Here is a 12,436-nt window from a genome sequence, read left to right on the forward strand (position 1 = left end):
CATTCCGCTAATGGAGGCAAAAGGGTTGTTTTATTTTTCTCGCCAAGTAAAGATGGCTTCGCAGTAAGTATCCTCACCGATCTTGATCTCGTGGATCGTTTGCAGCGGCACAGCCTCGCCGGCTTCATCGACTGTCTTCTCATTGATTTGAAAATGGCTTTCGATCAAATGGCCGTAAGCCACTTCCCGATCAAAACGGATCGTCACTTGTGTCACTTCATGTTTTGTTAAAAACTCATAGCCTAAGACGTCCATCAGCCAATTGAAATACATGGCATTGTTGACATGCTGATTGCTATCAATATCGTAGAAACGCACCCGATAAGGCAAAAATTGTCCTTGCGTGATAGGGGTGATCTTCGGATAGCGTTTGATTCGCTTGATTTTTTCACTGCCAAAAGGCGCCACGATCTCATCTGGTACACTGCTGACTTTGCGCGTCTCAGGATCCATCAACGCAAAAACCGCCTCGATTTTGACCAGTTCCGTTCCGTCTTCTGCCAATAACCAGAAGTAACGGTAGCAGAAAAATTTATTGTATTCTCTCGCCTGGGTCGCCACTTGGATCTGCTCCCCTACGCGCGGCAAACGAGTCACCGTTATGTGATAGCTGGTGATGATCCAGGTCAAGCCATAACTAGCGATGACTTCTGGTCCGCGGTTTAACGCCGCACTTTGTTCCTCTGATGTCTTGATGGCGATGCCTAGCATGGCTGGAAACGTCATCGTTTGGTTGACATCACATTCATAATACGCCACTTCATGTGTGGTTTGATACTTTGCTGCCATAGTTCTAATTGCCTCCTAAAAACGACTCAATATTTCATCGACACTTGGTCCATAGCTTTCGCCAAACTGATTCAAATGGACCAATAAATAATACAATTGATACACTGGCAGTCGCTCTTGCCAATCCTCATCTAATGGATAGACTTCTTGATAGCCTTCCAAAAATTCCTGACGAAAACCACCGAAGAGCTGGGACATCGCAATATCCATTTCTCGATCCCCATAAGCGACTGCTGGATCAAGAAACACTGGTTCTCCTTGCTGATCGAACAGCACATTTCCCCGCCAAAAATCACCGTGTAATAAAGCAGGTGTGACGCTACGATCACGCCAATTCTCATGCAAAAATTCTTTCAAACGCAGATAAGCAGCTTCCCGTTTGGCATGCCAGCGGTTACCCAGCTTCGCTAATTCGACTTGCACATCCAAACGGCAGACTGTATAAAAATCAAGCCAATCGGTGGTTTTCGGATTGACTTGCGGCAAAAAGCCGATGTAATTGTCTTCGTAAAACCCAAAAGACTCCTGCGTCTGCTGATGAAGCCGAGCCAAGCTTTGACCTAAGCGTCGCTGCTGTCCTTCCCCACCATCGATCCATTCCATCAATAAAAATGCCCTCTCTTCAGTCTGACCGAGATGTTCGATTTTTGGCACCCGCACGAAAGGGGCTAATTCAGCTAAGCCGTTGATCTCTGCTTGAAAGAACACCGATGAAACATGAGGATGGGTCTTTAAAAAATAGCGATTTTCTGCTGTAGTGAAACGATACGTTTGATTGACATCCCCACCACTGATGGGCGTCAGCGAGCCGGTCATCCCGATTGCTGCGAACAATGCTTCCTCCATACGGATCTCCCTTTCTTTACTCAGTCAGTTGGGCATTCAAATACGCTTGCTCTTCTTTCGTCACCCCTAGTCCTTGCAGGAGATACTGATCAACCGAACCGAAGTGCTGATCGATCGCAGCCAAGCTTTCATCAAGAAAACTCTCTTTGGCACTCATCAAAACCGTGATCGCCGTTAACAACTCTTGCGGCAAATGCTGGGTCATTGGGGCAAATTTTTCTTTTAGCATTGGCGCTAAATAGCGATTGGTCGCTAAATAATCTTCTTTGATCGTCGTTGGTGCCACCGCCAACACATGGAGCAATAAAAAGGCGCCAAAGCCTGTGCGATCTTTGCCAGCGGTACAGTGGAACAAGGTTGCACCTTCGCCTTCCGCATTAGCGATCACATGATCAAAGAACTGCCGATATTGTTGGCGGGCATAGTCGCTTTCAACAAAGTGACGGTAGACTTTTTTCATCTGCTCTTCGGCATCTTCCCCATCTTCCAAGCGCTGCTTCAAGCTTTCTGGCGACAAGGAAACCATCGTTTCGTCTTCTTTAAAAATAGGTAAAAAAAGCTGCTTTGCTGTGGCGATCGGTCGATCAGGCTGTGCATTGGCTTCAGCGATGGAGCGAAAATCAATGACCTGATTGACCCCATAGTTTGCCAGTACTGCTTGATCTGAAGCAGTTAATTCATTGATCGCCGCACTGCGGATCAATTTTTTTCGTTTGATCGTCGTGCCGTTTGTCGTTTGATAGCCGCCAAGTTCTCTGACGTTTGCTGCTCGTTCTAGTTGAATCAATTGTGTCATTGCTTATCCCTCCCGCGATGTTCTAGTTAAAAGTATAGCAGAAACTTCGCTATTAAGGGCACTGAAACCTAGATTTTTCTATGAGCTGAGCTTTAACGGACAAAAAAAAGAAAGACCACACGCAGTCTTTCTTTGCTTTCGCTTGTTACAAAACGTTTCTATTCGGCTTCGATCACGGCGGCAGAATCATCTAAGATCGAACGATCCAGTTCGTTGATACGGCTGCTGGTCACCATTCCTGCAACCATACTGTCGCTGACATTAACGAGTGTCCGTGCCATATCGATCAATGGTTCAACAGAAATAACTAAGCCTACGATGGCGATCGGCAAGTTCATTGAGCCTAAGACGATCAATGAAGCAAAGGTTGCGCCACCGCCGACACCAGCAACACCGAATGAGCTGATCGTAACTACTGCAACTAGCAGCAGGATAAACTGCCAATCAAAGACATTGATCCCAACCGTTGGTGCAACGATCGTTGCCAACATCGCTGGATACACACCCGCACAGCCGTTTTGACCAATCGATAACCCAAAGCTGCCTGCAAAGTTAGCCGTGGCTTCATCGACACCTAACGCTTTGGTTTGGGTTTCGATGTTCAATGGCAAGGCTCCCGCACTTGAACGAGAAGTAAAGGCAAAGCTCAAGACTGGAAAGGCCTTTTTGAAATACGTTACTGGATTGACCCGAACAGCGATCAGCAATAATGAATGAACAAGTAAGACCAAAATCAAAGCCGCATAAGAGGCGATGATAAATTTGCCTAAGTTCAAGATGGCTTCAAAATCACTTGAAGCTAATACGTTTGTCATCAATGCCAAAACGCCATAAGGTGTCAGGCGCAAAACTAACGTGACGATACGCATCACGATTTTATATAAGCTGTCCATCAAATTCGCAAAAGTTTCCGCTTCTTTCGGTGATTTACGTTTGACACCAAGAAAGGCGATCCCCACAAAGGCTGAGAAAATCACGACCCCGATCGTACTTGTCGAACGAGTACCCGCAAAGTCGGCGAAGACATTGCTTGGGATGAAGGAAACGATTTGTTGTGGGATCGATAGGTCTTGGACTTGTGTCGAACGTTCCGCTAATTCTGCGATCCGCGCTGTTTCCGTTGCCCCTTCGGTAAAGCTGGCACCGTCAAGACCAAAGACCATGACCATCACGATCCCGATCAAGGCAGCGATCGCCGTTGTCCCTAGCAAAGTCGCAAGAACCGTAAAACTGATCTTCTTGATTTTTTCGCTTTCTTTCATCTTGGTGAAAGCACCAACGATCGAAACGAAGATCAAGGGCATGATCAGCATTTGCAAGAGAGCTACATAGCCGCTACCGACCATCGTGATCCAGTCAAGAGCTTGCGTGACAACGTCAGAGCCTGTCCCAAAAATCAGCTGCAGCACGCCACCAAAAACGATCCCGACGAACAACGCCGCAAAGACCCGCGTAGAAAACTTCACGTGACGCTTTTGCAATAAGTAGAACCCATAAATAAGGGCAGCAAAAAGTAGAACAACAATAATAGTTAACAGATTTGTCATTTGAATCCTCCTTTTGTTCAATAAACATGACAAAGTCTGTCAGAGGAAGTAAAGGTTCCCAGTGACCATTCTTCAACAGTTCACTCTAATGAGACGTGTGGCATCATTAGTGACTATTCCATTTTAAAGAAGTTTGCTTCATCTTACAATAAATAAGTTCCCACTTTTCTGGGATGGTACCGCTTTTTTGTCAGAAAATAAAAAAAAAACCGATGCCGCAACCCCACACTGTTAGGATTTCTACTTTCCTAACGGTTGGATTGCGGCAACTGGTTCGTTATTTTTCATTTCGTCTTTTTGAAAAATTTCAGAGAATCTTCAGGCAATCATTAGAAATTGCTGTCTTACGCTAAAGCACCCATTGGGTCCCAAGGTGCTAAGACTGTTGGTTCTGCTTCAAAGGCAGCCAATTGTTCTGCTGTCAGGAACTCTTTGCGAACCACGATTTGATAGGTGTATTCATCCATCCACGCATCGCTCATAACGAAGAAGCCATTCGTTCCGACTTTTTCACCCCAGCTGTTTTCGACTTTCCATTTGGTTGATTCGCCGTCGATCAAGTCAACGCCAGTCAAGACCATCGCGTGGGTCATTAAGCTTTCGCCAAAATCTAAGCGTTCTGCTTTGGTCATCGTAAAGTCGATGTCAAATAGGTCGTTGATATCATACGCATCTAATGCCATGATCCCAGTATCTCTGGTAGAAGATTGACCGACATCACAACCGAACCACACGGACTCCCCTTGTTCCAATTGAGCGATCGCTAATTTTTTGAAGGTCGGCATATCGACGTTCAAGTATTTGACTTCTTTGCCGCCAACCACGTTGCCTAGCATTTCTACGGTATACGATTGATTGTAAGGCTTGTCGGCAGTTGGTGCGTTGATGATGCTGACATAATCATCAAGGTCCACCCCGACATATTTTTCATAAAAGCTTTGCGGTGTTAAGTTGCGATCAATGTGATAGTTTTTGTCTTCATCACGGTATTCAAAATCAAAGGTTTCTGGCGGTGTGCCTAAAGAAGTCGCTAAGAAACGATAAATGTCTTCCAACATCGCTTCTTTGGCTGTTTGGATGTCTTCAGCTGTTTTGCCTTCAGCCACTAGCTGACGCAAAGCAACCGCATCTTTACGCAGTTTTTTGTTCAAGTAATTGTTTAGGTCACGAGAATTGGAAGAGTTGCTGCTTTCTGGCATGACCGTTTTTGGTACGACACCATATTTTTGGAAAATCGAAACGATCATGTCCCATTGCCCACCATCTTGTTGTGGGGTTTGCAATAAGAAAGCAACTTTGCGACTTGTTAAAGGCTCGTTAGCAGTTGCTAAAATATTTTCATAGAAATAGTTGGCTTTTTCGTATTTGTCCCAAAAGAAGGTATGGTTTTGCGACAATTCAAATTCTTTTAAATTGAAATCATTCAGCATCTTATGACGGAATGTATTCAATGCGGCAAACATCCAGCAGCGGCCTGATTGTTTTTGGTTTGAGACTTTCCCGGTTGTCACATCAACTGAAAAAACTGGCACATTGTTGACTTTTGCTGACACGTTTTCAGCAGAAGCGGTGATCCCATTTTTCACAACACTCCGTTGCAGTGCCGTTTGTTTATTATTGTCTTGATACGCTTGCGCAAAGGCAGCGGTGGTCTTTTTTGAAATTTCTGACATATTTCTTCATCCTTTCACTTTCCGTTCCTTCCATTTTACGCCTCTGCCTCTCAAATAACAACCGCTCCTAGAAAAATGAAAGGATCATCTTTCTAAGAGCGGTTGCTCGTATCAAGGATTTAAAGAGTTAGCATCAAAAGCAAAAAGCCAAGTAAAACAAAGGATAGTCCTCGTTCAAATCGTGCATAAAGGAAGCGGATCGGACGACTAGCTAGCAAGATCGTCAGTAAAACACTGGCTAACACCAACGTCACAAAGCCTAATACCGACAGGTTCAAGTCGGTGATCGCTAATGCCCGCAAGCCCTTGATGAAGATCCCCTGTAAAAGATAGACCAGCAGGGTGTTTTTGCCCCACTTCGTAAAAAAGAGGTGCTCTCTAGGCACGAGGCTCAGAAAGCCGATGATCCCCATCAGCCCGATCACGAAAAAGACCGCACGCAAGGGACCGCCGAACAACGGATAGCTCAAGTAATCGTCATAAGGCTTGGAACCAAAAACCATGTACTTGTTCATCCCATGAAAAAACGCGATAAAGGTGTAGATGATCGGTAAGAAAAGCAAACTGATAGTCCGAATCTTTGGTTTCAATAAAAAGCGCATCTCATTTTTGGGAAAATAAAACCCGATGATGAAAAACGGCAAAAAGACAAAGGTCCGCTGCAAGGTCAACACTTGATTTAAAAATGGCACGTAGCCAGCGAAGATACTCAAGCCGATACTCAGCAAGATCGCCTGCTTTTTGGACATTTTTTGAAAGACCAGCAAGGAGAGCTGCCAAAAGAACAAGCTAAGCAAAAACCAAAGTGCCCATTGCGGATTCAACAGTTGGATTTTTAACGACTCCCGTAGACCGATCAACCAGTAATAGACGGTGTAAAACACCTGAAAAAAGACATAAGGCAGCAAGAACTTTTTCATCAGCTCACGAAGCTTGTGTCCCTTCGTCAACGGTTTGGCAAAGTACCCAGCCAGAAAAACAAAAGCTGGCATATGGAAAGTGAAGATAAAATAATATAGGTCATGATAAAACTTCTGATCGCCGATAAAAGGCTGTAGTAAGTGACTGAAGACGACCAAGATCATCAGTAAAAATTTTGCATTATCAAAGTAAGCCGTTCTTTGCGATTGGCTCATAAAAAGTTCCTCCTCTAAGTTGTATCTGTCAAAGGATACCTGATCCATGAAACAGAACTGTAACAAGCTATTTACTTTTTCCTAACGATTCTTGTTCATTTGATTACTAGTTGCTATTTTGTATATTTTGTATTAATGTATATAATACAAAGGAGCTGTTTTCGATGATATTTGATATTCAAACCCAAAGCAACCAACCGATCTACCAGCAGTTGCGGGAACAGATCATTGTCGGTATCGCAAAAGGCGATTTATCCGCTGGCGAATTGCTACCATCCGTCCGTCAATTAGCCGAAGAGATCGGCATTAATACCATGACGATCTCAAAAGCCTACAATTCCCTCAAAGAAGAAGGCTTGTTAGTCACGGATCGCCGCAAAGGAACCGCCGTTGCCGCGCCACCACCGTTTACTTCTGGACAAGAAGCGGAGTATCGTCAAAACTTGCAACTGCAGCTAGCAACCGCTCTCTTACACGGCAAAAGCAAGCAAACGCTTTTAATGGATTTTCAACAACTGCTGGACCAATTTCCTGAAAGGAATGAATGCAAATGACCTATCTTTTTTTCATTATTGCTCTTGTCCTCTGCGGGACGACCGCCTTTGGTTTACGCTTGATCAGTAAACCCCACAAAAATGTTTTACTCGAAAATACCCTTGCCCCTGAGCATCTGGATGATCCTAGCGTCCACAGCTTGATCACAGAATTTCGCAAGCGTATCTTACAAATCGTTGGTACATTTAGTGTAGCAAGTCTCCTTTTTTTGTTCAATTTATCTGACTCCATCATCCTTACCCTGTTCTGGCTTTATATGGCCGCTTTGCTGGGGACAGCTTACCTGGTGCAAGTGCATTACATCGGGAAAATGCGGCAATTGATCCTTACCAATGGATGGGAACTACCCATCGATCCGATTCGGATCGATACAAAACTCGTTCAAGCCAAAAATAAACGGATGCTGCCGTGGTATAGCCTCGTTCCTGCGGGGATTTTGTTGATGATCAGTTTGTACCAAGCATGGCATTTGCCTGATCTTTCTACAGGATACTTGATGGGCGGCGTCTCCTTAGCAATTTTTGCGCTGTTCGTCTATCTCTGGGTGATCATCAGCCGCTTACCCGTTCGCGGGATCAGCGGCAATTCAACTATCGATCAACACATCAATGATTTAACAAAGCGCTATTGGTCCTTAATGATCGCCGTGACTTGCACCATTACGCTGCTCTTGTTGACTGTCCCGCTGGCGTCCATGTCCGCTACCGGAGCATTAAGTACTATCCTCTTAGTGCTCTTTATTGTTTTGGTGGTTTTCTTGATCGTCTTTACCTTCTTCTTATTGCTTGATCTGCGTAAAAAACAAGATCAGCTCTTAGAACCAGCAGCACAACCGCGCTATTATGGCGAAGATGCTTACTGGCGATATGGTTTTTACATCAATCCTAATGATGCGCGTCTGTTCGTTCCTGACCGTGTTGGGATGAATATCGGCATCAATTTAGGCAAACGCAGCGGACAAATCGTCGCAGGCATCACCGCTGTCTTCTTACTTGTGTTAATGATCGGGACCATCATTCCGATGTATCGCTTAGATTTTACTGCTGATGCGATCACTGGTGAAGTGCAAGGACAAGAAGTCACCTTCGATGCACCAATGACCGGGAAAACTACGGTCTCTTTGGCAGATATAGAGACAGTGGAATTGATCGAAACATTGCCGTCTCCTCGTGTTCGTACCATGGGTGTAGGAACCGCCAGTTACCAAATCGGTCAGTTTACCGTTGCCGGCGAACCTGCCAGAATGTTTGTCGACACGAAGGTGACGCCCATTTTAAAAGTCACTACTAACGATGGCCCAACAGTTTTTTACACAAATAAAAAAGCCGCCGAAACGACGGATTTATACGAGGAACTATTACAGAAGATTTCCTCAGCGGAGTGAGTGTTCTGGAGAAAAAACTGGGGAACCCATTATCCCCAGGCTATCCACAACCAACAAAAGAACGGACTCTTTCCAACAAAAAAACGACCTTCCGAAACGAAGGTCGTTTTTGATACTCCGGCAGTAGGACTCGAACCTACGACATCATGATTAACAGTCATGCGCTACTACCAACTGAGCTATGCCGGAAGAATCTATCTGTACTATACCAAATAGTCAGATAATTTAGCAAGAGCAAAAATCAATTTTTTGATCCTTTTTTTCAAGAAAATCCCCTTTTTGAAACTTACCTTCCCGCAAAGCGTTTTTCTCAAGAAATATCCGAAAATCTCATTGACAAAGTAGCGCCTTTACGGTATTCTATATCTTGTGTTAAATAACACGCCGCTTTAGCTCAGTTGGTAGAGCGCATCCATGGTAAGGATGAGGTCGACGGTTCAAGCCCGTCAAGTGGCTTTGGTAGGACAACGTTTGTCGGACGTTGTCTTTTTTTTGTGCATCTAATTCCCAAAGTATAGCGATAATTTCTGAACTTAATCATTCGTACGCCCCTAATTTCCTGCGATATACAAAAGAAATAAGATCGTAAAACCCAATAGTAGGACCGATACAACTGCTTTCACTATCCTCGCTGTATCTTTAAATTTAAACAAGAGCGTATATAGATTAATAAAGTAAATGATCGACAGGGCTGCTTCTTGCGAATATTCTTTCACTTGGATCAAGCCTAGCCATATAATCAGCAAAAGAATCGAAAAAACAACCAAATCGTTTTCTGCAACACGCTTCATTTCATTCTCCTTTTTTATTGTTTAAAATTGATATAACAAGATTTATTCCAACATCCTCTCAATGTCCCTCATTATTTGAACAAGAATCTGAAATACAAGATTTAATTCCGCAAGTCAAACTTGAACAATTACCACGGGGTGAAGCTTCAATTCAATTTAACCAATTCATTTCAAATGCCTTCTTTCTATTTAATTATGAAAAGTATAATAGTAGGCAGAAAAATAATTACTATAAAAATAACAAACATGATCATTAAAATTTTAAAAATCTTTTACATCATTTATTTCTCCTTTCCAACAATATTCGATTGTATTCTGCTGCATTCTGTAAAGTCGATAAATTATCAGCCCCTCTCTCCAATACTTTTCCTACAGCCTTTGCTTATTAAAAGTGTAACAAACTATTTCTTCTAATAGTCAATTTTTATCAATTTAAATAAATATTTTTTATAAAACAAACAAAACGAATTTTCCAATCGGTGCTCACAGCTCAATTTTAGACACATCTTTTTTACCACAAAAAATCCGCTCTCCTAAAGCTAAGAGAGCGGGTTTTTCAACTAACTGAATTTTTTTGAAAGGAGATGCATGATGCTGGCTTAAAAAATAACATATTCTTTCCGTTTAATTTAAATTTTTACTTCACGACCAACACCGTACATTTCGAATGATTGACGACATAATCGGTGGTTGAGCCTACGACAGCTCGGGTCAATGTACCTTTACCAGTTGCACCGATAATGATCAAATCAATCGGGTACAATTCTGTTGCTGCATGAATGATAAAGCGTTTTGGATCGCCGACTTCAACGATCACCTCAACATCTTCTACCCCATGCTGATTGGCATCATAGATTTTTTTCAACATGTCCGTTTCCACACGCAATTTTTCTTGGTCAAAAATTTTTGCAAAAGCATAGGCACTTGTGGATAACTCAGCATTGTTGATAACAGAGAGGACATACAATTTGGCTTTGTTCATACGACAAATCGCGAGTGCTTCTTGGAACGCTTTTTCTGACTGATCCGACCCATCCAAGGCAACAAGTACATTTTGACAATTACGTAACATCCAAATCGCCTCCTTTTCTTTATTTTACCACAAAAAATGGAAGCGTTACAAAAAAGGACAAGGTCTACTCTTAAGAGACCTAAAACTTCCTTTAAGATTTGTGAAGTTCCTTACTTGTCTCCGTGATTATGCAGTAAAATAAAGAGAAGAATGATTCGAGGTGAAAGAAATGCGCTCTTTTTTCCAGGCTGCGGTCACTGTGCTCTTGTACTTAGGGCTTTTCTTGCTGATAATCGGTATTATCGCCTTTTTCTTGCTAAAACTTTAAGCTTGGTTTGTTGAAAAGCAAGTTGCTGTCACATCCCTAAGAGGAGTGATACACTTGGTTTATCAACAATTATCGAAACGAAACAGCTTGCTGCTCACTCGTTTCAAAAAGGAGATCATGCAAAATGGACTTACATATTACCCCTACTGCCGCTGCTCGCTTTCCAGAAGGACACGACTTATATATTTTGACGAGTAATGACGGATCGAACCAATTTTCTTCAGCAGCTGGATGCTGTATGATCGGCGAACGTTTTTTGATCACACCGATCGACGAACCGTTAGACCCATACAATGAGTTAGTCTCAAGCAATCAGTTTACTTTCTTTACATCAACCTATGATCAAATGTTCTTGACTGGTCATCTGATTCTAGATGTTCACCCAACTTCAGGAACTTTGATTTTGAAAAACGAAAGCGGCTATTTGGATACCAATCTTTTATTGGAAGCCTCTCCGCAGCTGAAACAAACGAATGCGTAACAAAAGAGCTGACAAACGCCTTGTAAGGTGCTTGTTAGCTCTTTTTCTCTATAATGAATCTGGAATCAACGCTAAGAGTTCTTGTGTCTCAGCGGCTAAAGCGATCGCACCAGCATCAAGCAATTCTTCTTTTGACCCAAAACCATATAAAACGCCGATTGCCGGTAACTGGTTTTCTTTTGCCCCTAAAATATCATGCTCGCGGTCGCCGATCATGATGGCTTGCTGCGCTTTTTGCTCCTTTTCGATCTCAGTTAACGCGTAGCGGATAACGGCCGCTTTTTCCCCACGTTTATTCTCAAGATCCGCCCCATAGATTCCTTTGAAATAGCCATCATACTTGAGATGGGTCAGGATCTCTTTTGCAAAAACTTCTGGTTTCGACGTAGCGATATACAAATCGTGATCCTGCGCCAGCTCCTGCAATGTTTCTTCGATCAACGGATATGGTTGGACTTGAAACATGCCCGCTTGACGATAATTTTCCCGGTAGAAGGCAACGGCTTGCTGGGCAGCAGCTTCATCGAAGCCCAAGCCACGGAAGGATTCAACCAAAGGCGGCCCCACAAAGCTCCGCAGTACGTCTTGCGCTAATTGCTCTTTTCCCATTTTTTCCATCGCATATTGAATCGATCCATAGATTCCTTCACTCGAATCAATGATCGTTCCATCTAAATCAAAAAGTACTTTTTTTCTCACGCCATCGTCTCCTTTTCTAATAGTATAGAAAAAAACAGCAGTACAAGCAACACTTCTTCCTTTTCGTTCTGATTTCATCTAAATAAAAAAGACGCTGCCCCATCAAAGGCAACGTCTTTATTTTTGTCATTTTATGCAAAAAAAAAAGATAGCAGATGCTATCAAGCAACTCCGGCAGTAGGACTCGAACCTACGACATCATGATTAACAGTCATGCGCTACTACCAACTGAGCTATGCCGGAAAAATTGAAATGCGTGGCGACGTCCTACTCTCACAAAGGGAAACCCTTCACTACAATCGGCGCTAAGAAGCTTAACTTCTGTGTTCGGCATGGTTACAGGTGTATCCTTCTTGCTATCGCCACCACACTATTCAATTGAGTAAGTGTTGCTCACTC

The 12,436-nt window shown here is 43.2% G+C and carries 12 protein-coding genes, 3 tRNA genes and 1 rRNA gene; 4 read left to right on the forward strand and 12 right to left on the reverse strand.

Features of this window, described 5'->3' with window-relative positions; genetic code table 11:
* Positions 1-30 precede the first annotated feature (30 nt).
* The 6 genes from IGJ15_RS13000 to IGJ15_RS13025 form a co-directional block, all read right to left on the reverse strand.
* Positions 31-789: an acyl-ACP thioesterase domain-containing protein gene (locus IGJ15_RS13000; RefSeq protein WP_015509041.1), complete on the reverse strand. Its 759-nt coding sequence runs from the start codon at positions 787-789 to the stop codon at positions 31-33.
* Positions 790-804: 15 nt separating this feature from the next.
* Positions 805-1,635: a fructosamine kinase family protein gene (locus tag IGJ15_RS13005; RefSeq protein ID WP_156236506.1), complete on the reverse strand. Its 831-nt coding sequence runs from the start codon at positions 1,633-1,635 to the stop codon at positions 805-807.
* Between the two features lie 16 nt (positions 1,636-1,651).
* Positions 1,652-2,431: a tyrosine-protein phosphatase gene (locus IGJ15_RS13010; RefSeq protein ID WP_010747448.1), complete on the reverse strand. Its 780-nt coding sequence runs from the start codon at positions 2,429-2,431 to the stop codon at positions 1,652-1,654.
* Between the two features lie 158 nt (positions 2,432-2,589).
* Positions 2,590-3,978: an L-cystine transporter gene (locus IGJ15_RS13015; protein ID WP_010747447.1), complete on the reverse strand. Its 1,389-nt coding sequence runs from the start codon at positions 3,976-3,978 to the stop codon at positions 2,590-2,592.
* A 344-nt stretch (positions 3,979-4,322) separates the two neighbouring features.
* The gene (locus IGJ15_RS13020; RefSeq protein ID WP_005225135.1) at positions 4,323-5,651 is read right to left on the reverse strand and encodes an aminopeptidase C; all 1,329 of its coding nucleotides are present in this window, start codon (positions 5,649-5,651) and stop codon (positions 4,323-4,325) included.
* A 119-nt stretch (positions 5,652-5,770) separates the two neighbouring features.
* Positions 5,771-6,787 (reverse strand): acyltransferase family protein, encoded by a 1,017-nt coding sequence (locus tag IGJ15_RS13025; protein WP_231472833.1) that lies wholly within the window; start codon positions 6,785-6,787, stop codon positions 5,771-5,773.
* Between the two features lie 164 nt (positions 6,788-6,951).
* Here IGJ15_RS13025 and IGJ15_RS13030 point away from each other — a divergent pair, with 164 nt between their 5' ends.
* Both IGJ15_RS13030 and IGJ15_RS13035 read left to right on the forward strand, forming a co-directional pair.
* A complete protein-coding gene (locus tag IGJ15_RS13030; protein WP_081116804.1) occupies positions 6,952-7,341 on the forward strand; it encodes a GntR family transcriptional regulator in 390 nt (129 codons plus the stop codon).
* A complete protein-coding gene (locus IGJ15_RS13035; protein WP_225001137.1) occupies positions 7,338-8,726 on the forward strand; it encodes a hypothetical protein in 1,389 nt (462 codons plus the stop codon). The genes IGJ15_RS13030 and IGJ15_RS13035 overlap by 4 nt, the downstream gene beginning before the upstream one ends.
* 115 nt (positions 8,727-8,841) lie before the next feature.
* Here the strand turns inward: IGJ15_RS13035 and IGJ15_RS13040 are convergent.
* Positions 8,842-8,915: transfer RNA gene (locus IGJ15_RS13040), tRNA-Asn, on the reverse strand.
* Between the two features lie 194 nt (positions 8,916-9,109).
* On the opposite strand from IGJ15_RS13040, the gene IGJ15_RS13045 reads away from it, so the two are divergent.
* Positions 9,110-9,182: transfer RNA gene (locus tag IGJ15_RS13045), tRNA-Thr, on the forward strand.
* A gap of 95 nt (positions 9,183-9,277) precedes the next feature.
* Here IGJ15_RS13045 and IGJ15_RS13050 read toward each other — a convergent pair.
* Together IGJ15_RS13050 and IGJ15_RS13055 are read right to left on the reverse strand one after the other, a co-directional pair.
* Positions 9,278-9,517 carry a hypothetical protein gene (locus IGJ15_RS13050; protein WP_081117386.1) on the reverse strand — a complete coding sequence of 80 codons (240 nt, stop codon included), beginning with the start codon at positions 9,515-9,517 and terminating at the stop codon, positions 9,278-9,280.
* Between the two features lie 637 nt (positions 9,518-10,154).
* On the reverse strand, positions 10,155-10,589 hold the full coding sequence (locus tag IGJ15_RS13055; RefSeq protein ID WP_005225130.1) for a universal stress protein: 435 nt from the start codon (positions 10,587-10,589) through the stop codon (positions 10,155-10,157).
* Between the two features lie 392 nt (positions 10,590-10,981).
* Between IGJ15_RS13055 and IGJ15_RS13060 the strand changes: the two genes are divergently transcribed.
* Positions 10,982-11,338: an iron-sulfur cluster biosynthesis family protein gene (locus tag IGJ15_RS13060; RefSeq protein ID WP_086294577.1), complete on the forward strand. Its 357-nt coding sequence runs from the start codon at positions 10,982-10,984 to the stop codon at positions 11,336-11,338.
* A gap of 48 nt (positions 11,339-11,386) precedes the next feature.
* On the opposite strand, the gene IGJ15_RS13065 is transcribed toward IGJ15_RS13060, so the two are convergent.
* The 3 genes from IGJ15_RS13065 to rrf form a co-directional block, all read right to left on the reverse strand.
* Positions 11,387-12,037, reverse strand: coding sequence for an HAD hydrolase-like protein (locus IGJ15_RS13065; RefSeq protein WP_010747442.1), 651 nt, complete (start codon positions 12,035-12,037; stop codon positions 11,387-11,389).
* Positions 12,038-12,206: 169 nt separating this feature from the next.
* Positions 12,207-12,280, reverse strand: a tRNA-Asn gene (locus tag IGJ15_RS13070).
* 11 nt (positions 12,281-12,291) lie between these two features.
* Positions 12,292-12,407: ribosomal RNA gene (gene rrf / locus IGJ15_RS13075) — 5S ribosomal RNA — on the reverse strand.
* Positions 12,408-12,436: the final 29 nt, after the last annotated feature.

It is taken from the genome of Enterococcus sp. AZ079 (assembly GCF_050547255.1).
In the GTDB taxonomy this organism is placed as follows: domain Bacteria; phylum Bacillota; class Bacilli; order Lactobacillales; family Enterococcaceae; genus Enterococcus_D; species Enterococcus_D casseliflavus.

Excerpts from the sequence above, each read along its gene's own strand:
- IGJ15_RS13050 (WP_081117386.1), bottom strand. The coding sequence starts at position 9,517 with ATGAAGCGTGTTGCAGAAAACGATTTGGTTGTTTTTTCGATTCTTTTG.
- IGJ15_RS13000 (WP_015509041.1), bottom strand. The coding sequence starts at position 789 with ATGGCAGCAAAGTATCAAACCACACATGAAGTGGCGTATTATGAATGT.
- IGJ15_RS13015 (WP_010747447.1), bottom strand. The coding sequence starts at position 3,978 with ATGACAAATCTGTTAACTATTATTGTTGTTCTACTTTTTGCTGCCCTT.
- IGJ15_RS13030 (WP_081116804.1), top strand. The coding sequence starts at position 6,952 with ATGATATTTGATATTCAAACCCAAAGCAACCAACCGATCTACCAGCAG.
- IGJ15_RS13025 (WP_231472833.1), bottom strand. The coding sequence starts at position 6,787 with ATGAGCCAATCGCAAAGAACGGCTTACTTTGATAATGCAAAATTTTTA.
- IGJ15_RS13060 (WP_086294577.1), top strand. The coding sequence starts at position 10,982 with ATGGACTTACATATTACCCCTACTGCCGCTGCTCGCTTTCCAGAAGGA.
- IGJ15_RS13010 (WP_010747448.1), bottom strand. The coding sequence starts at position 2,431 with ATGACACAATTGATTCAACTAGAACGAGCAGCAAACGTCAGAGAACTT.
- IGJ15_RS13035 (WP_225001137.1), top strand. The coding sequence starts at position 7,338 with ATGACCTATCTTTTTTTCATTATTGCTCTTGTCCTCTGCGGGACGACC.
- IGJ15_RS13020 (WP_005225135.1), bottom strand. The coding sequence starts at position 5,651 with ATGTCAGAAATTTCAAAAAAGACCACCGCTGCCTTTGCGCAAGCGTAT.
- IGJ15_RS13055 (WP_005225130.1), bottom strand. The coding sequence starts at position 10,589 with ATGTTACGTAATTGTCAAAATGTACTTGTTGCCTTGGATGGGTCGGAT.
- IGJ15_RS13005 (WP_156236506.1), bottom strand. The coding sequence starts at position 1,635 with ATGGAGGAAGCATTGTTCGCAGCAATCGGGATGACCGGCTCGCTGACG.